The sequence below is a fragment of the Nitrosomonas sp. genome, assembly GCF_021731985.1.
GTDB lineage: Bacteria > Pseudomonadota > Gammaproteobacteria > Burkholderiales > Nitrosomonadaceae > Nitrosomonas.
This window is the reverse complement of the sequence record NZ_JAKFWH010000031.1, coordinates 1-17,948: the sequence shown is the minus strand read 5'-3', so window position 1 is coordinate 17,948 and position 17,948 is coordinate 1. Positions and strand designations below refer to the sequence as shown.

General features: G+C 47.9%; 18 protein-coding genes. 9 read left to right on the top strand and 9 right to left on the bottom strand.

The annotated features are described in order from the left end of the window. The 8 genes from murD to mraZ are packed head-to-tail and all read right to left on the bottom strand — an operon-like array spanning position 1 to position 8,887. Positions 1–1,416: a UDP-N-acetylmuramoyl-L-alanine--D-glutamate ligase gene (gene murD / locus QZ942_RS03870; protein ID WP_292993377.1), complete on the bottom strand. Its 1,416-nt coding sequence runs from the start codon at positions 1,414–1,416 to the stop codon at positions 1–3. Continuing rightward, a complete protein-coding gene (gene mraY, locus QZ942_RS03865) occupies positions 1,413–2,498 on the bottom strand; it encodes a phospho-N-acetylmuramoyl-pentapeptide-transferase (RefSeq protein WP_292993376.1) in 1,086 nt (361 codons plus the stop codon). The genes murD and mraY overlap by 4 nt, the downstream gene beginning before the upstream one ends. After that, complete coding sequence (murF, locus tag QZ942_RS03860) at positions 2,489–3,892, bottom strand: UDP-N-acetylmuramoyl-tripeptide--D-alanyl-D-alanine ligase (protein WP_292993375.1); 1,404 nt, start codon at positions 3,890–3,892, stop codon at positions 2,489–2,491. Before murF ends, mraY begins: the two co-directional genes overlap by 10 nt. Positions 3,893–3,894: 2 nt before the next feature. Continuing rightward, complete coding sequence (locus tag QZ942_RS03855) at positions 3,895–5,436, bottom strand: UDP-N-acetylmuramoyl-L-alanyl-D-glutamate--2,6-diaminopimelate ligase (protein ID WP_292993374.1); 1,542 nt, start codon at positions 5,434–5,436, stop codon at positions 3,895–3,897. Positions 5,437–5,441: 5 nt separating this feature from the next. Beyond that, a complete protein-coding gene (locus QZ942_RS03850; protein ID WP_292993373.1) occupies positions 5,442–7,172 on the bottom strand; it encodes a penicillin-binding transpeptidase domain-containing protein in 1,731 nt (576 codons plus the stop codon). Next, the gene (gene ftsL / locus QZ942_RS03845) at positions 7,169–7,471 is read right to left on the bottom strand and encodes a cell division protein FtsL (protein ID WP_292993372.1); all 303 of its coding nucleotides are present in this window, start codon (positions 7,469–7,471) and stop codon (positions 7,169–7,171) included. The genes QZ942_RS03850 and ftsL overlap by 4 nt, the downstream gene beginning before the upstream one ends. A gap of 4 nt (positions 7,472–7,475) precedes the next feature. Further along, on the bottom strand, positions 7,476–8,420 hold the full coding sequence (gene rsmH, locus QZ942_RS03840; RefSeq protein WP_292993371.1) for a 16S rRNA (cytosine(1402)-N(4))-methyltransferase RsmH: 945 nt from the start codon (positions 8,418–8,420) through the stop codon (positions 7,476–7,478). A gap of 20 nt (positions 8,421–8,440) precedes the next feature. Beyond that, positions 8,441–8,887 (bottom strand): division/cell wall cluster transcriptional repressor MraZ, encoded by a 447-nt coding sequence (gene mraZ, locus QZ942_RS03835; protein ID WP_292993370.1) that lies wholly within the window; start codon positions 8,885–8,887, stop codon positions 8,441–8,443. A gap of 384 nt (positions 8,888–9,271) precedes the next feature. On the opposite strand from mraZ, the gene QZ942_RS03830 reads away from it, so the two are divergent. From QZ942_RS03830 to QZ942_RS03790, 9 genes are all read left to right on the top strand, one after another. Then, positions 9,272–9,967: a DNA-3-methyladenine glycosylase gene (locus QZ942_RS03830; protein WP_292993369.1), complete on the top strand. Its 696-nt coding sequence runs from the start codon at positions 9,272–9,274 to the stop codon at positions 9,965–9,967. A 340-nt stretch (positions 9,968–10,307) separates the two neighbouring features. Beyond that, positions 10,308–11,252, top strand: a complete 945-nt coding sequence (locus tag QZ942_RS03825) for a hypothetical protein (protein WP_292993368.1) — start codon at positions 10,308–10,310, stop codon at positions 11,250–11,252. 348 nt (positions 11,253–11,600) lie between these two features. Further along, positions 11,601–12,758, top strand: coding sequence for a cysteine desulfurase family protein (locus tag QZ942_RS03820; protein WP_292993367.1), 1,158 nt, complete (start codon positions 11,601–11,603; stop codon positions 12,756–12,758). 23 nt (positions 12,759–12,781) lie between these two features. Further along, positions 12,782–13,552 (top strand): phosphocholine cytidylyltransferase family protein, encoded by a 771-nt coding sequence (locus tag QZ942_RS03815; RefSeq protein WP_292993366.1) that lies wholly within the window; start codon positions 12,782–12,784, stop codon positions 13,550–13,552. Further along, a complete protein-coding gene (locus QZ942_RS03810) occupies positions 13,549–14,010 on the top strand; it encodes an HIT family protein (RefSeq protein ID WP_292993365.1) in 462 nt (153 codons plus the stop codon). Before QZ942_RS03815 ends, QZ942_RS03810 begins: the two co-directional genes overlap by 4 nt. Positions 14,011–14,032: 22 nt before the next feature. Then, positions 14,033–15,097, top strand: a complete 1,065-nt coding sequence (locus QZ942_RS03805) for a fatty acid desaturase (RefSeq protein WP_292993364.1) — start codon at positions 14,033–14,035, stop codon at positions 15,095–15,097. Between the two features lie 5 nt (positions 15,098–15,102). Continuing rightward, entirely contained in the window at positions 15,103–15,843 is a 741-nt protein-coding gene (locus QZ942_RS03800) for a 2,3-bisphosphoglycerate-dependent phosphoglycerate mutase (protein ID WP_292993363.1), read from the top strand. 12 nt (positions 15,844–15,855) lie between these two features. Beyond that, on the top strand, positions 15,856–16,386 hold the full coding sequence (locus QZ942_RS03795) for a DNA-deoxyinosine glycosylase (RefSeq protein WP_292993362.1): 531 nt from the start codon (positions 15,856–15,858) through the stop codon (positions 16,384–16,386). 455 nt (positions 16,387–16,841) lie between these two features. Continuing rightward, the gene (locus tag QZ942_RS03790; protein ID WP_292993361.1) at positions 16,842–17,696 is read left to right on the top strand and encodes a VanZ family protein; all 855 of its coding nucleotides are present in this window, start codon (positions 16,842–16,844) and stop codon (positions 17,694–17,696) included. Positions 17,697–17,852: 156 nt separating this feature from the next. Here the strand turns inward: QZ942_RS03790 and QZ942_RS14030 are convergent. After that, positions 17,853–17,948: IS3 family transposase (locus QZ942_RS14030; RefSeq protein WP_366835997.1), on the bottom strand; the 96-nt coding region annotated here is incomplete at its 5' end.

Below are 17,948 nucleotides of genomic sequence, written 5' to 3'. Positions count from 1 at the left end.
TTAATGTTTTTTCTGTCCAAAACTAAAGAATTTGTTCTCAATATCTCTGACAGCCGCGACGAATACTTCTGCGCGGTGTATATAATTTCTAAACATATCGAAGCTGGCACAAGCGGGTGACAGCAATACCACATCTCCCGCTTGTGCCAGCAAAAAGCTTTTCTGCATGGCTTCTTCCATGGTAACTGCAAAATGCACAGGAACGCCGCAATCTTTCAATTCCCCAGCAATGATTCCCGCATCGCGGCCAATCAGCACTACTGCTCGGGCATTATTAGCAACCGCCTGTTTCATATGTGAGAAATCCTGTCCCTTCCCATCGCCACCGGCAATTAGAATGACATTCTGCTTCATCCCGTTTAATGCTGCCACAGTAGCACCGACATTCGTGCTTTTGGAATCATCATAAAAAGTAACGCCATTAAAGGCAGCGACCTTTTCCATCCGGTGCGGTAATCCACGAAATTCCCGTAGCGCTGACAATAGCGGATCCATGGATACGCCTAATGCACGGCACATGGCTAATGCCGATAGTGCATTGATAGCATTATGCAAACCATTGACAACCAGCTCGGAGGTTTTCATTAATTGCAAATTCCCTTCCAGCAACCACAAATCATCGCCATCGTGCATGATGCCAAAATCTGTTTGCGTAGGAGATTCATCCAAACCAAAAGTAATTTGCTTTCTGCCCGCCAATGCCATGGCACAGACACCCGGATCATTGCGGTTTAGAATCTGTATGCCTTCACCACTCTTTTCGTGTAAAAACACTCTTGCTTTTGCTGCTACATAATCTTGCATACCGGTATAGCGATCTAAATGATCTTCGCTCAAATTGAGCACTGTAGCCACATCTGCGTTCAGATTGTGAGTTGTTTCCAATTGAAAGCTGGATGTTTCTAAAACCCAGGCCTGCGGCCAATTACCCGCATCTGTTTGCTGCATGAGCGCATTTAAAACGGCTGGGCCAATATTCCCTGCCACTTCAACGTTCCAGCCTGATTTCTTCAGCATAGCGCCAACCATCGCGGTTACTGTTGTCTTGCCATTCGATCCCGTAATAGCCACAACCTTGGGCTTTGGCATACCGCTTTGCTCAAGCGCCCAGGTAAAAAGAACCATGTCACCAATCACAGGTATGCCACGCTGAATAGCTTGTTGTACAAAAGGATCCGCCAGCGGAACACCGGGACTCATCGCAATCATTTCGATGCCGTCAAAAATTTTGCCCTCAAATTTTCCTTTGTAAGCCTTTACTGCTGGGTGTGTTTCCACGATCTCTTTCCAGTGCGGCGGTTCCAGCCGGCTATCTGCTGCACGTACGGTTGCACCCTGGCGCACTAGCCATTTCACCATGGACAGGCCCGTTTCGCCCATTCCTAACACCAGTACTGTTTTACCTTGCAAAATCATCTTAATTTTAATGTCGATAATCCAATTAACACCAGGATGATGGTAATAATCCAGAATCTGACCACCACCTGGTTCTCTTTCCAGCCCTTTAATTCAAAATGATGATGCAGCGGTGCCATGCGAAAAACGCGTTTACCCAGCAATTTGAATGATGCTACCTGCAACATCACGGACAGTGCTTCCACCACAAAAACACCGCCCATAATTACCAGCACAATCTCCTGGCGGACTATCACGGTGACGATTCCCAATGCAGCTCCCAAAGCCAGTGCACCCACATCACCCATAAATACTTCAGCGGGGTAGGCGTTAAACCACAGAAAGGCAAGCCCAGCGCCTGCCATGGCGCCACAAAATACGGATAATTCTCCCGCATTGGGGATATAGGGAATTCCCAGATACTTTGCAAATACGACATGCCCTGCCACATAGGCAAAAACAGCCAGTGCGCTGCTGATCATGACAGTCGGCATAATGGCTAAGCCATCCAATCCATCAGTCAGATTCACTGCATTGCTGGTACCGACAATGACAAAATAGGTTAATACCACAAAGCCTGTGACTCCCAATGGAATCGCTACTTCCTTGAAGAATGGTACGATCATGTCCGTTTGCGCCGGTATCTCGGCAGTTGAAGCCAGATATAGCGCAACAATAATGGCAATCAGCGATTGCCAGAAGAATTTGACCCTTGCAGAGAGTCCCTTTGGGTTGCGGTGAACTACTTTCCGGTAGTCGTCTACCCAACCAATTGCACCAAATCCCAGAGTAGTCAGCAAAACTACCCAGATGTATCGATTGCTTAAATCAGCCCACAACAAGGTGGTGAGTACAATTGACATTAATATCAAGGCACCGCCCATCGTCGGTGTACCCACTTTCACAAGATGCGTTTGTGGGCCATCATCACGTACGGATTGGCCAATTTTGTAAGCGGTCAGCTTGCGTATCATCACCGGGCCAATAATGAAAGAAATAATCAATGCAGTCAGAGCAGCCAGCATAGTGCGCAATGTAATATAACTAAATACATTAAAAGCGCGGATATCCTGAGCCAGCCATTGGGAAAGCGTCAGCAGCATGGAAACCTCTTGGGTTGTTCCAGTTGCCGGACCACTCGTTCCATATGCATAAAGCGCGACCCTTTCACCAGCAGGGTGACATCATCGGCAAGCAAACTTTCGGTCGCATCGAGCAATTCGTCGATGGTGTTAAAATGTTGCGCACCCTTACCAAATTCTTCTGTTGCGTAAGCGCTGAGTTCACCCAAAGTCAGCAATTGATCAAGCCCTGCATTGCGCGCATCTCTTCCAATCGTACGATGTAAATCAATGGCTGATTTGCCCAGTTCTCCCATATCGCCGAGCACCAGTATTTTTTTCCCTCCGGTTGCAGCCAGAACAGCCAGAGCAGCGCGCACCGATTCCGGATTTGCGTTGTATGTATCGTCGATTAATAGTGCATGATGCAACCCCAGCTTTTTCTGCATCCGCCCCTGCACACTTCGAAATTGCTCCAATCCTGCTGCAATCATTTCTTTACTGATGCCCAATGCAGTGGCCGCGGCTGCGGCCGCCAGTGCGTTATAGACGTTATGCCTGCCCGGCGCCTGTAGCTTCAATTCGACGATGCCATCCGGCAATTTCAACCGGATTTTATTGACCAGTAAATCAACTTGATATTCGGCGCTTACCTGCGCTTTCTCCCGCAAACCAAAATCGACTATTTTACGTGCACCGGCACATTCACGCCACAATGGCGCATACTTATCATCTGCATTAATAACGGCCGTTCCTTGCTGATCGAGCTTTGCAAATATTTCAGCTTTGGCGCGTGCTACCGCTTCAACAGAACCCAATCCTTCAATATGCGCGGCACCTGCATTGGTAATCAGCGCGATGCTGGGTTTTACTAATTGTGCCAAATAGGCAATTTCCCCAACATGATTCATGCCCATTTCAATCACCGCATAGCGATGTTGCTGCCGCAATCGCAATAACATTTGTGGCACACCAATGTCGTTATTGAGATTACCTTCGGTTGCCAATACGTAATCTGTCTGCTCATTGACTTCCGCTTTGCCGGTTGTCGCCGCCTGACGTAGTATCGCTGAAATCATTTCTTTGACGGTAGTCTTGCCGTTACTGCCTGTGACTCCAATCACCGGTAGCGCAAAACGGCTTCTCCAGTGCGCCGCCAATTGCCCCAATCCCAATCGCGTATCCCTGACACGAATCAGGGGTAAGTCGGCGGGCAGATCATTGCCGTCAGTCGCTAGTTGGATCATCGCGGCAACGGCACCTTTCTCCTCAGCGCTACTAACAAATCTGCTGCCATCAAATCTTTCCCCGGTTAAAGCGACGAACAAATCACCCTTCCTCAGCGTGCGGCTATCTGTGCTCACCCCGGTAAATAGCACATCCTTTCCGCTCCAGTCGGCGTGTAATAATTCAGCAGCTTCCTTAACCGTCATCATGATTACACTCGCACTTTCATGGCCAGATCCTTCAGCACTTGTTGCACAACTTCCACATCATTAAAAGGAACTTTCTGTCCTTTTATTTCTTGAAATTTTTCATGGCCTTTACCTGCAATCAGAACAATATCGCCGGGTCGGGCATTATCGATTGCCTGATAAATAGCTAACGCCCGGTCGACCTCTATCTGATAGTTCTTGGCACCTGCACCAGCAACAATATCTTTAATAATGCTCAGCGGATCTTCCGTACGCGGATTGTCACTGGTAAAAATGACTTCATCCGCCAGGCGTGTAGCCACTTCACCGACCATCACACGCTTGCCTTTGTCGCGATCACCGCCGCAGCCGACAACACAAAACAAACGTGCATTTTGCCCGGCTGTTCCTTTCTTTTGGCTGACGGTGCGTGAAAGCTCGCGCAGTGTGCATAGCACTTTCTCCAATGCATCCGGCGTATGTGCGTAATCCACGATAATAATAGGTTGGCCAATCCCCTCGTATTTTTCCATCCGGCCCGGAATGGGTTGTATGCTTTGAAGTGACCGGACTGCATCCGGCAAACGAATTCCACTTGCCAACAAAGTTGCAACAACAGCCAGCAAGTTTGATGCATTGAATTTACCCAACAAACCGATTCTCAAATGTTCGTGATTATCCTCAAATTCAATATCAAACTCCATACCCTCGATATCAACTTTGAGATTTAAACCGTAGACCATTTTGAATTGATTTGAATAACGCTCTTCCGGATAATGGAATCCATAGCCGATTGTTCTGACGGGCTTATTTGCAAGCTGGCGCGATAACTCAACACCCAGTACATCATCCATATTGATGACCGCATATTTTAATTCCGGCCAAAAAAACAAACGTGCTTTGGCGGCAGCATAACTATCCATATCCCGGTGATAATCCAGGTGATCACGCGATAAATTAGTCAGTACAGCAATTGCGAGCGTTGTTCCATTGAGCCGCCCTTGTACCAAGCCATGTGAAGATACTTCCATTGCTACACTCTGCGCACCTTGTTCGACAAATTTTGCCAGCGAGCGCTGCAGCACTGTGGCTTCGGGTGTTGTATTTTCAGCAATCTCCAATTCGCCGCTAAAACCATTTCCCAATGTCCCCAGCACGGCCGTTTTCTTATCCAGGCTTGTCATGGCTTGCGCGTACCAGTGACTGCAGGATGTTTTTCCGTTGGTTCCAGTAATTCCGACCATCCATAATTTTTGTGATGGATTACCATAAACATAACTGGCTATCAGTCCTGCTTTAGCCCGCAATTCATTGATCGCCAATGCAGGGATATGCCATTCCGGATCCCATGAAAAATTTTGCGGATCCCAGAGAACGGCATTGGCACCGGCAGCGATTGCCTGCGGGATAAATTTGCGGCCGTCAGTCACTTCACCCGCGTAGGCTAGAAACGTATCACCGCGTTTTATCAGGCGGCTATCCGTGACGAGATTCTCAATAGGAACCCCGATCTCATCCAGAAGATGATTATCAAATAATTTTGATGCTTTCTTTTTGACAGTCATCAAACTCATCCTTCTTCATCCATCTCGGGTGTTGCTGTAAAGGTAACTACATTATTGGCAGGCGCATCGGGTGGAATATTCATAATGCGTAAAGCGCCTGACATTACCTTGTTAAAGACTGGCGCAGCCACGGCCCCCCCGAAATATTTCCCGGCGGAGGGCTCATCGATCATCACCGCAATGATCAAGCGGGGATTTGATGCGGGCGCATAGCCCACAAAAGTTGAAATATAGCGCTTATTGGCGTACTGGCCATCGATCAGTTTATGTGCCGTCCCCGTTTTACCGGCAACGCGGTAGCCACTAATCTGCGCCAATGGCGCCGTGCCACCGGGCTTGGTTGCCATTTCCAGCATACGGCTCATCGCCAACGCAGTATGACGTGAGATCACGCGTTGCCCCATGACGGGCATCGTTTGCTTCAACAACGAGATGGGTTTTAATTCGCCCCCGCTCGCAAAGATTGTATAGGCGCGGGCTAATTGCATCAGACTGGTTGAGATACCATGACCATATGACATAGTGGCTTGTTCAATCGTGCGCCATTTATTATAGGGCCGCAGTATTCCGCTGGCTTCTCCGGGAAAACCCGAGTTCGTTAGCATGCCAAACCCGGAACGATTAAACATCTCCCACATTGTTTGCGACTCAAGTGACAAAGCTATTTTTGCCGTCCCGACATTACTCGATTGCTGGATTACCTGGGCAACAGTCAATTCCCCCTTATTATTGACATCCCGTATGGTTTTTCTGCCTACTTGCAACGTTCCCGGGGATGTTTGCATGAGCGTATCCGCATTGATTTTTCCCACTTCCATCGCGATTGCTACAGTAAATGGCTTTAGCGTAGACCCAGGCTCGAAAGTATCAATCAATGCACGATTGCGAAGTCTTTCATTATTGATCGTTGATCTTCGGTTTGGGTTATAAGCCGGTAAATTGGTCAACGCCAGAATTTCTCCCGTCTGCGCATCCAGCACAACAACGCTGCCAGCCTTGGCTTTGTTGATTTTGACCGCGTCTTTTAATTCGACATGCGCACGATACTGAATTCTTCTATCGATTGACAAAACCAGATCCTGTCCTGGTTTTGGCGTGCGGATATTTTCAATATCTTCAACGATGCGCCCTTTGTTATCCTTGATAACACGACGGCTACCCAATTCACCGGCGAGTGAATCTTGCCAACCCCGTTCGACACCCTCTTGACCTTCGTCGTTAATATCAGTAAAACCCAGGACATGCGCGGCAAACTCACTTTCCGGATAGTATCGCTTGGATTCGCTGCTTAAAAAAATACCCGGAATCTTTAACTTCATGATCTTCTCGGCGGTATCCGGAACCACTTGCCGTTTTAGATAAACAAAACGGCTGTTCTCTCTTTTAATCCGGTCATCTATTTCGGCCATACTGGTTTCAAGTAAGCCAGATAACTGTTTTAGCTGCTCGGGGGTGATCTTTACCACTTTCGGATCGGCATATACCGATGCGATCGGTGAACTGATCGCCAGGATTTGCCCATTCCGGTCTGTAATCATTCCCCGGTCTGCATTCATTTCTATAACCCGGCTATAGCGTAATTCTCCCTTCTGCTGCAAAAAATCATGGTGCATTCCCTGCAAGTAGGCGGCACGTCCTGCCAAACTGACTAAACCCAGCACCAGTAAACTGAGCAATAGGATTGAGCGCCATGCCGATAATTTGATTTGCGCTAACTCGGGTTTTATTTTTATCACGGCTCAATGCCTTTTGGATTTAATCGATCCTCTGCATTGCTGATCGAAACAATTTGTATACTGGACGCAGCAGGTGCCGTCATATTCAAATTCTCTTTCGCAATCTGCTCGATGCGTCCGTGCATAATCAATGTGCTTTGCTCCAGTTGCAATCTTCCCCATTCCACTTCCAGTTTTCGCTCTATTCCTTTTTCGTTCTCCAGTTCCATAAAAAGCTTGCGGGCTGTATGCTGCGAGGTCACTATGCCCAGCGCGCAAGCAATCACCACAAAAATAAAGAAAATGTTCAGTTTGAACATCCGATTACCCGTTTAATGTCATTCTTTCGGCCACTCGCATCACCGCACTCCTTGCCCGCACATTCTCTGTCACTTCCAGTTCGCCCGGATGAATCGCTTTGCCAATCACGCGCAATGTCTGTTTGCTGAACCGTTGCAGTTCCTTCTCCCGCAGCGGCACGCCACGCGGAAGTTCGTCCGTACTGGCTCCTGCTCGCATAAACTGCTTGACCATGCGATCTTCCAAAGAATGAAAACTGATGACCACCAACCTTCCCCCCGGATTCAATAATTCAACACATTGCGGCAAAACTAGCGACAGCTCCTCAAGCTCCTGATTGAGATAAATCCGTATCGCCTGAAAAGCGCGCGTCGCCGGATGCCGCATATTTTCCCGCTGACGCTGGCGCGTGCGAACGACCGCGGCGATAATCTCGGCAAGTTGTAGTGTGGTAACAATAGGCTGCCGCGTTCTTGCCATAATAATCGCTCTTGCAATCTGCCTAGCAAACCGTTCTTCGCCATATTCTTTTATCACCCATTCCAGTTGATCTTCGGTAACTGTTGCCAGCCACTCTGCCGCAGTCTGCCCGTTACTTGTATCCATGCGCATATCGAGCGGACCTGCAGAACGAAAACTGAATCCGCGCGAAATTTCTTCCAATTGCGGTGAAGACACCCCCAAATCCAACAACACCCCATCAATCTTTGTAACGCCCATTTCCTGCAATATCCGCCGCAATCCGGAAAAACTACTGTGTCTGATAGAAAATCGTTTGTCCGCAATCGCTTCGCCTGATTTAACCGCGGTAGGATCTCTATCCAAGGCGATTAACCGGCCCTGCTCACCCAGCCGCGACAGTATCAAACGGCTATGACCACCACGCCCAAACGTTGCATCCACATAGACACCATCCGGTTTTATCGCCAATGCATCAACCGCTTCCTGCAACAATACCGCAATGTGCATCTGCGCGATTTACCGCTTCATCACAGAGAAAAGCCATCCAGCTCAGGCGGCATATCGCCATCCTTGAAAGCCAGTGCATTTTCTATCTGTAAGTTCCATTGTGTTTCATCCCACAATTCAAATTTTGCGCCTTGACCAACCAGCACCACATCTTTGGACAAACCAGCAAACTGACGCAGTGGTGGTGACACCAAAATACGGCCGGCAGCATCCATCTCGACATCGCAAGCATTACCCACCAGCAACCTCTGCAAGTTGCGGGTTTTGGATTCAAAACTGGAAAGATTATTGAGTTTTTGTTCTATCGGTTCCCAGGCTGGCTGAGGATAAATCAACAAACACTTTGAAGGGTCAACAGTGACTATCAAGTGTCCTGTGCAGGAAGACATCAGTTCGCCACGGTATCTTGCGGGTATCGCAAGCCTACCTTTTGCATCCAGACTGAGCTGCGTGATGCCACGGAACATGCTGTCTCCTTTTATAAAGGGAAAATTAATCGAGGCCCGCCAAATTTTCCCACATTCTCCCACCAGATCCCACTTTAATCAAAAAACAGACGATAGTCAAGCAAGAATTGGGAAGTTTATAGTTATATGACAAAGACTTAATGGGAATGCCGGTTGCAATCCAATAAGCAATAAAATGTTCAAATAAATAAGATAGATAGAAGAAATACTCAATGTGAATTGTTAATTTCAATTTGAGGGTGCCTCTAAAAATTCAAAGTTCCAAACAAAACGAGGCGCGAGAAAAAAATGGTGACGCAGCATATAATTGATATGTAAGGAAACATTTTTTTTGAGCAACAAAGTGTTGTGACGAAATTTGGATTTTTAGAGGTGCCCTTGAGAATGACTCTGAGTAAGCTTGTTTTACCACCGGAAAAATTGCACACTCTCTGCGTTCAACAATCCCACTTCAGCAAAGAGATGACGCCGTTATACTGGACACAAGCGATACAGGAACTGGCTGCATGCGATAAAGTCATGCATCAGTTAATCCGGCAATTTGAAGACGCCACGCTTACTTCACGCGGCTGTGCTTTCACCACTCTGGCGCGTTCCATCGTCGGGCAACAGATTTCCGTCAAAGCCGCCGAAAGCGTCTGGCAAAAAGTAATCCGCACTATTCCGGACATGACACCGCACACGATCGCAGCAGCAGAACAGGATTTATTGCGAACCTGCGGGTTATCCGCACGAAAAATAACCTACCTGCAGGATTTGTCGCGGCATTTCACCGAAGGGAGTTTGAATGAAACTTCATGGATTGATAGGGATGATGAAACCATCATCAAACAGCTGACCGAAGTAAAAGGAATAGGGCGCTGGACAGCAGAAATGTTCCTGATTTTTCACCTGCAGCGCCCGGATGTTCTACCACTGGACGATATCGGACTGCAACGCGCAATGAGCCTGCACTACCTTGATAAACAACCGGTAGACAAAAAAACCATGCTCCAACTCGCCAAGCCCTGGCAACCCTGGCGCTCGGTCGCTACGTGGTATTTATGGCGTAGTTTGGATCCGTTGCCGGTGGCGTATTAACAGGATATGCTAAGCGCATTGCTCCTGACATTAACTAATCCATCTAGATATTTACCAGTCAAATGAGTGACTAAAGTAGGATATACTTTCGATACAGTAAGTTGGTAACGCTTCTTTCATGGCCTGTTTTTTTATTACATTGCTTACAACGAAAAGTTGAGAAAGAATTCGATCCGCTAAATCTTAGGTCGCAACAAAAATAGCATCCTCGTTAAGGGATTGATTATTTTTTTATAAAAATTAACGAATTTATCCAGATATTTTTCTTTATTAGCTATCTGACTAATTCTGGTTATGTGTTTTGTCGACATCCCCCAATACTATGACTATGGATTGAGTTATGGAACAAGAAGAAGGACAACTCGGCTACGTGAGGTATTCGGGCGAACTGGTCAAGAATGGATACCTCGATGCACGCAAATCAGCCCAAGCGCTTTTGGGGGTAGATGAAGCCGTTCGATTCTTCGTATATCAACAAGCCCCAGAGCTTAGAGCCGTAGATTTTGAATTTCCTGTAAAGGTTAAGAAAGGTTCCTGGGAAATTGTCATCGGCGGGATACTTCTTGCATACGGTATAAAGGCCGCTCAGAAAATGGCTGAGAACGATTTTAAGGATGTTGGCCTAAAAGACATATTCAAGAAGGCACTATGTGCCATCCAATGGATGATTCGTATCGGAAAGCACATGGGCGACTTAACTATCAAAAAATTCGAAAACGTTCAATTCAAGGATGGCAATGCACTGATTGGAATTCGGAATTCTCAGGGTGAATACCTCTATGTACCTAAAGAATTTCTGGATTTTTATGCTTCGGCGAGCCCCACACTGCTAAAGAAGATGTCCGGGGTTGTAGAGGAAGAGCGATCGCTATCTGTTGGAATTTATGATGACCAGGTAGTAGCTGAAGAAACCATTACCCGCAAACATCGCCAGATATTTACCCATGAGGTAGAGGAGCCAGGAGAGGTTCTCTTTCCTGAGTTTGAGCATGGGCAAAGCGTGGTTCTTGAGGGAGAACTAACCCGTGGGAACGAAATGTCAAATACTGTTGGCATTAGTTACCAAGGACATATTCTCAATGGCCTCCCTGAAGTGGGAAGCATTGTTCGGTTCAAGCCCAGTCTCTTCCTACGTTGCAGGGTTTATGGTCGAGTAAGCAGGGAAGATGAAAAGGGAAGTTTGGATGCGCGCCGACCGCGGATCATCTTTACCAAAATCGAACGGCTTGAAAGCGACGACGACAATCATCAGTTATTCAGAGCAGACAAAGAGGGCATGTCTTGACATATCTTCCTTCGTCGCGTGAAAGTAGGAATCAAATATCAGGCTGCAAAACAAGAAAAAAACATCATCGTTATCAGATTTTAAAAATGCACCTACACAAGAGATTCAACGTCATTCATTAACAACACGGAAACCATAGAGCGAGCAGAGATTAGATTTTCTGTTCGCGCCGTTACAATTTCTAATCCCATGTTTGAAGATGCAAAACATTTTGCAGTAAGAGATGTCCTCGCTGTTGTTAACTTGCCTTTTGTTTTTGGCCTTGCATCGGCGTCCTCGAAAACGTGTTTCACACGGTCTATTAAGGTTTATCATACGATCTTTATCGATTGATCGCACACGAGATTTATGGAGCCAACCTACTTCGACCACAACGCCACCACTCGCATCGACGATGCCGTGCTGGAAGCCATGCTGCCCTATTTCCAGCAGGAATTCGGCAATGCATCCAGCCGCCATAGCTATGGCATCAATGCGCGGCGGGCGATTGATAAGGCGCGCAAGCAGGTGGCGGATGCGGTGGGAGTGCTGCCGGTGCAGGTGATTTTTACCAGCGGCGGTTCGGAAGCGAATAATTTGTTTATTCGCGGTGCGGCGGATAGTTTGAAGCCAGGGAATCTTTTTATCAGTGCGATTGAGCACCCTTGTGTGTTGAAACCGGCGCTTGCGCTGGCACGCCGCAATGGTGATGCGTGGGCGGTGCATCAATTAGCGGTGAATCCATCCGGGCAGGTTAATTGGGATGCTGCCGATGCGGCAATGAATGAACACAAGCCGGGGCTGGTTTCTGTGATGCTGGCGAATAATGAAACCGGCGTGATTCAGGATGTCGCGGGTATCGCTGAGCTGGCGCGCGCGCAGGGCGCTACCGTGCATACCGATGCCATCCAGGGATTGGGAAAAATCCCGGTGGATTTTGCCGCGCTGAAGGTGCATGCGATGACGTTGTCCGCGCACAAGATTTATGGTCCGAAAGGGGCGGCGGCTTTGATCGTGGACAAACGGTTGTTATTGAAACCGCTGATTTATGGCGGCGGGCATGAAAACGGGTTGCGTTCCGGCACCGAGAATGTGCCTGCGATTGTGGGATTTGGTGTTGCCTGCGAATTAGCCCGTTCCCGCTTGGCAGAAACTGCGCAGCCTATTTCCCAACTGCGGGATGATCTGGAAAAAGGGTTGGTTGGTATGGGGGCGGTGATTTTTGGCGCCGGGGCTGCGCGCATCCCGAACACGTGTTATTTTGCGCTGCCGGATATTGAAGGCGATACGTTAGTGGTTAAGCTGGATAAAGCCGGTTTTGCTGTCGCTGCGGGTGCTGCCTGTTCCAGCGTCAATCCGGGACAGAGCCATGTGCTGAGTGCGATGCAGATTGATCCGATGCTCGCGCGGTGTGCGGTGCGCATCAGCCTGGGAAGCAGCAACACGCTTGAGCAAGTCGAGGATTTTCTGCGCGCAATCCAACGCATTGTTGCAGAATTGCGGCAGATCAGCAGTCTTTCCATCTAAAGTGCCCTATAATCAATCCATCTATGACGAATAATCCAATCACACGACCGGACAGACACACCAAGGCCATCATTCTCAGCGCAGGGCAGGGGCGGCGGTTGCTGCCGCTGACCGAAAGTACGCCGAAGTGCCTGTTGCCGGTTGCCGATAAACCCGTGCTGGCGTGGCAGATTGATGCGTTGCTGGCGGTGGGCGTTGAGGAAATCACGATTGTCGCGGGTTTTCAGGTGGGTTTGATTGAAACGCTGTTACAACAGCGTTATGCGAATCACCCCAAGATTAAAATACTGTTCAATCCGTTTTTTGAAGTGGCGGACAATCTGGCGAGTTGCTGGATTGCGCGCGGTGAGATGACGGGCGATTTTCTGATTCTCAACGGAGATACCGTGATCGAAGCCGCGCTCATCGCGCAGGTCTTGAATTCAAAACCGGCGCCCATTACACTCAGCGTGGACTATAAAAACGCTTACGATGCCGACGATATGAAAGTGCAATTGGATCCAGACGGCTGGGTGAAACAAGTCAGCAAAATAATTCCCCCGCATCAGATTGATGCAGAATCCATTGGTCTGATTTACTTTCGCGAGCAGGGTCCAGAGCGCTTCAGCCAAGCCGTCGAATCGGCATTGCGCCATCCAGCGGAATTGAAATCATGGTATCTGTCAATTATCGATCGGCTTGCCAAGCAGCATCTGGTGAATTCTTGTTCGGTGAAAGGTTTTCGCTGGTGTGAGATCGATTTCATAGAAGACTTGGCCAAAGCGGGCATTATTTTTGATGAAAACCCATCATGAATAAACCCGTGACATCGAAATCCAACAGCCTGAATGCCACCATGCGCAAATTCGGCGCGCCGCAAACGATAATCCGTCAATATCAATATTGGTCGGTGATGCTGCGCCCGGCGCAGGCGACGCTCGGTGCGCTGGTTTTAGCCGCGCATGAACCTGCTGAAGCCTTTTCACAACTCAGTCCGGCGAGTTTTACGGAACTCCATACTATCACCGGGCATATTGAATCCGCGCTGGCAAAAGCCTTCCAGAATGACAAAATCAACTATCTGATGCTGATGATGGTCGATCCAGATGTGCATTTTCACGTCATTCCGCGTTATGCACAGCCCAGGCAGTTTGCGGATATGGAATTTATCGATGCGGGCTGGCCAGCCATGCCGAACCTGGGGCAAATCAACAAAACCGATGCGGTGATCAATCAGCGCATTATGAATTACATTCAATCCTGCTGGTCTTAAGTGAAACAATACGAGACGCCAAGTGACTGAAGAAAAACCACCCTACATCAAGGAATTCCCGTTACGCGAAGCCCATCATCTGGTGCGCGACCTGATGACGCCGAATCCATGGATTTATTGGATCGATTTTACATTTCATATCACACTGGGTTGGGTGGCATTCTTTACAACACTGTTATCACCCGCGTTTTCGCTCTGGCAACTGGGCGGATTTGTGGTGGCGGTGCTGGCGTTGTATCGCTCGGCCATTTTTGTGCATGAACTGGCGCATTTAAAGAAAGGTTCATTCACGAACTTCCGTCTTGCGTGGAATATCCTCTGCGGCGTGCCGTTCATGATCCCGTCATTTACCTATGACGGTGTGCATAATGACCACCATAAGCCGGATGTCTATGGCACCAGCGCGGATGGCGAATACCTTCCCTTTGCGACGCGCAGACCCGCGGAAATGATTGCTTATGTCTTATTGTCCTTTTTATTGCCGATTTTTCTGGTAGCGCGGTTCGTAGTGCTGACACCCTTGTGTTACTTGATTCCACCATTACGCAAGATCGTCTGGGAACGTGCTTCGTCGCTTACGATTGACCCCAACTACCGGCGCGCTGCCGATGCGATTCGCAATGATCTGAACTGGCGCCAGCAGGAAATCGCCGCCTGTCTGCTTGGTGCGGTTACCATCACGCTGGTTGTGCTGGGCATACTGCCCTATTCACTGTTGGTACTCTGGTATCTGATTTCTGTAACCGTTTACTTCCTCAATTCACTGCGTACGCTGGCTGCCCATGCCTATCGTAATCCCGGCGACCGTAAAATGACACTGGCGGAGCAGTATCTGGATTCAATCAACATACCCGGCAATTTTCTGATCACGCCGCTCTGGGCGCCGGTCGGGTTGCGTTACCATGCCACGCATCATCTTTTCATGAGCATGCCCTATCATAATCTGGGCAAAGCACAACGCCGTTTGGTCAATGGTTTGACCGATAATTCGCAGTACATTAAAACCATACGCAGTGGTTTATGGGATGCACTCAGGCGCATCTGGCATGAATCATCATCCGTATCGGATACCACCCAACGTCAATAACCGTAATGCTTCGAGCCATTGCTTCAACAGCCAACGCGCAGAAAAAGGTCACGCAGCTTGTCCTGCTGCGCCATGGCCAAAGTATCTGGAATCGCGATAAGATTTTTACCGGCTGGAGTGATGTTGCCTTGAGTCCCAAGGGCGAAAGAGAAGCTGAACAGGCTGCGTATTTACTGAAGCAGGCGGGCTTTACATTTGATCTGTGTTTCTCTTCTACCTTGCAACGCGCGAGAACCACATCACGGATCGTTTTGGCTTCAATGCAGTTAAATGAAATACCGGTTCATGAAAGCTGGCGATTGAACGAACGTCATTATGGTGCACTGGAAGGGATGGAACGTTGGCAAGCCATTAAGAAATTTGGTATCTGGCCCATCCTGGGCTGCCAAATCAAATTTGATGCGGCGCCTCCGTATCTGGATTCTCAGGATCCGCGTTTTCCCGGAAATCAATCCGGCTACACCGGTATTAATAAAGATGAACTGCCTTTGGGGGAGAGTATGCAACAAACCCTCGCGCGCTTTCAGCCTTACTGGCAGGAAACCATCCAGCCGGAAATACAGCAAGGGAAACGTGTGCTCATCGTTTCCCACAAAAATACCCTGCGCACGTTAATGATGCTATTAGATCACCTTACCCCCGGACAGGTCATGAAATTATCATTGGCCACCGGCCGGCCATTGGTTTACGAACTGGATCAGCAACTCAATGCTATTCGGCATTACTACGTGGACCATCTCAAATAATCCACCTGCAGCATGTCGATCCGCTATAGTTTTCAACCCATCGTCGACAACCATGCGAAAATCCTGATTCTTGGTAGCATGCCGGGACAGGCTTCATTAGCGGCAAACCAATATTATGCGCATCCCCGCAACGCCTTCTGGCCGATCATGGCGCAATTGCTGCAATTCAATCCGGATGTATCGTACACAGAGAAAATTACGGCGCTAAAATCATCGCAGATAGCCTTATGGGATGTGCTCAGATCCTGTCATCGCATAGGAAGCTTGGATTCTAGTATTGAAGCGGATACGCAAACAATCAATGACTTTCAATCTTTTTTCCCGGAACACAGAGAAATTACCCATGTATTTTTTAACGGCGGGAAAGCGGAAGCTTGTTTTAAACGCTATGTCTTACCAGAGGATAACTTGGGTTTGCTGAGATTCACTCGTTTGCCCTCCACAAGCCCTGCCAATGCCCGATTGTCTTTCGAAGATAAATACAAAATATGGCATGAAATGATTCACTCGGCGTTTGGACCAGATAAGCCATTCCAAAAATAAGCCCCCGGAAAAATACTTGACGGCAATGCATGGGATGCGTTTTACTTATATTGTGTCAGTCCGCTGTGACGATTCGATATTTAACTGAAAGGAGTCAATTCGATGAAAAAGCTTGTTATTATTGCGCTGGTTATTTTTGCCGCTGGATATATCACCTTAATGGTTCAATATTTCTAGGAAGTTCCAGGGCCAGAGATAACACAAAATAACCTAAACTCCGGGCATAAAAAATCCATGAGAGCAAATTGAAGAAGGATTTGATCTTTGCAGTGTGCCGGTAGCTATCTATGCCTTTGTTAAAAACAAATTGCTTTATTTTCATTATTTTAACCGTTGCAACTCTAATTTCCCATACGAGAATTCCCCAATATGAGCAGATTGCGCCTGACCTTTTAACTGCTCACTGGCAATTCAAAACATCAGAAAGCAATTGGGTCAACATCACGGAAAATGGATTGAGCCTTTTGGCCAATGACGCAAAAACCGGTGTCAACACTTTTCAGGACCTTCCGCTGGTTAAACCTGGCGCTACCTTGCTCGTATCCGCCGATGTTAAATGTACGAATGTAGTGGCAGGCGCTAAACCCTGGAGCTTGGCCAGAATTATTCTGGCACAAAATGACGGGGAAAAAGACCGGTGGGATTTGCCACATACGGTTGTCGCTCTGGCTGGAACCACTGATTGGAAGCATTACCGCACAGCTTTTACCATTTCACCGGAAACCAAAAGCATCCGCTTGTTTGCTCAACTAAGTCAATCTACCGGATCACTTCAGATAAAAAATTTACGGGGCTATCCTGTCCATGTGAACCAGGCGTATATCGAGGCAAGCGCTATTATTCTTTCTGCATGGAGTGCTTTTTTCCTGCTGCTGGCGGGCTCATGTCTTTTCATCCGCGGAAAAACTATCCTCTTCCGCACATTGCTGCTAACCACATTCATCGTCATTGTCGCCGGGATATCCCTGCCAGGTGATTTGAAAAATCAGGTTTCCGATGAAGTCAAAGTTCAGATTGATGCAGAAAGCGAGTCATTTAGAACGGCCATTCCCTGGGATTTATCCAAGGTCTGGCATTTCTGCTTTTTTTTCTTGTTTGGCCTGGTCTTGTGTTTTTTGATGACAAAGGAACCCATCATCCAGGTGGCGGCTATTATTCTGATGCTGGCTGGCGGCACTGAGATGGCACAACTCTATATTGACGGACGATCTCCGCTTATCACCGATTTTTTTATTGATGCGGCAGGCGGGCTGTTAGGCATCACGCTAATCAAATCAATCGGCGCGAATAAAAATACTGTTGCAATCTGAATGCAATCAATGATCATTCCCCTGGAAAGATCTCATCGCTTTTGATATAAAATTATTCGCCGGTGACTACTTGATTGCGCCCCAATTCTTTTGCCTTATATAAGCGTGCGTCAGCGATAGCCATATGACCTGGTCAAGTAAAACCGGACACCCCAGTTAAGCAACTTTCATCGTTTTTGCTGCTTCAGCTTCATATTGGTTCGGACTTTTGTAATCCAGGTATGAATGCAGTCTTTGGTTGTTATAAAACAC

What these genes read in the sequence shown, in the direction of transcription:
- mraY (WP_292993376.1), bottom strand. Translation starts at nt 2,498, where the DNA reads ATGCTGCTGACGCTTTCCCAATGGCTGGCTCAGGATATCCGCGCTTTT.
- QZ942_RS03810 (WP_292993365.1), top strand. Translation starts at nt 13,549, where the DNA reads ATGAATAAACCCGTGACATCGAAATCCAACAGCCTGAATGCCACCATG.
- QZ942_RS03820 (WP_292993367.1), top strand. Translation starts at nt 11,601, where the DNA reads ATGGAGCCAACCTACTTCGACCACAACGCCACCACTCGCATCGACGAT.
- ftsL (WP_292993372.1), bottom strand. Translation starts at nt 7,471, where the DNA reads ATGTTCAAACTGAACATTTTCTTTATTTTTGTGGTGATTGCTTGCGCG.
- QZ942_RS03855 (WP_292993374.1), bottom strand. Translation starts at nt 5,436, where the DNA reads ATGACTGTCAAAAAGAAAGCATCAAAATTATTTGATAATCATCTTCTG.
- mraZ (WP_292993370.1), bottom strand. Translation starts at nt 8,887, where the DNA reads ATGTTCCGTGGCATCACGCAGCTCAGTCTGGATGCAAAAGGTAGGCTT.
- QZ942_RS03830 (WP_292993369.1), top strand. Translation starts at nt 9,272, where the DNA reads ATGACTCTGAGTAAGCTTGTTTTACCACCGGAAAAATTGCACACTCTC.
- rsmH (WP_292993371.1), bottom strand. Translation starts at nt 8,420, where the DNA reads ATGCACATTGCGGTATTGTTGCAGGAAGCGGTTGATGCATTGGCGATA.
- QZ942_RS03815 (WP_292993366.1), top strand. Translation starts at nt 12,782, where the DNA reads ATGACGAATAATCCAATCACACGACCGGACAGACACACCAAGGCCATC.
- murD (WP_292993377.1), bottom strand. Translation starts at nt 1,416, where the DNA reads ATGATTTTGCAAGGTAAAACAGTACTGGTGTTAGGAATGGGCGAAACG.
- QZ942_RS03795 (WP_292993362.1), top strand. Translation starts at nt 15,856, where the DNA reads ATGTCGATCCGCTATAGTTTTCAACCCATCGTCGACAACCATGCGAAA.
- QZ942_RS03800 (WP_292993363.1), top strand. Translation starts at nt 15,103, where the DNA reads ATGCTTCGAGCCATTGCTTCAACAGCCAACGCGCAGAAAAAGGTCACG.
- QZ942_RS03825 (WP_292993368.1), top strand. Translation starts at nt 10,308, where the DNA reads ATGGAACAAGAAGAAGGACAACTCGGCTACGTGAGGTATTCGGGCGAA.
- murF (WP_292993375.1), bottom strand. Translation starts at nt 3,892, where the DNA reads ATGATGACGGTTAAGGAAGCTGCTGAATTATTACACGCCGACTGGAGC.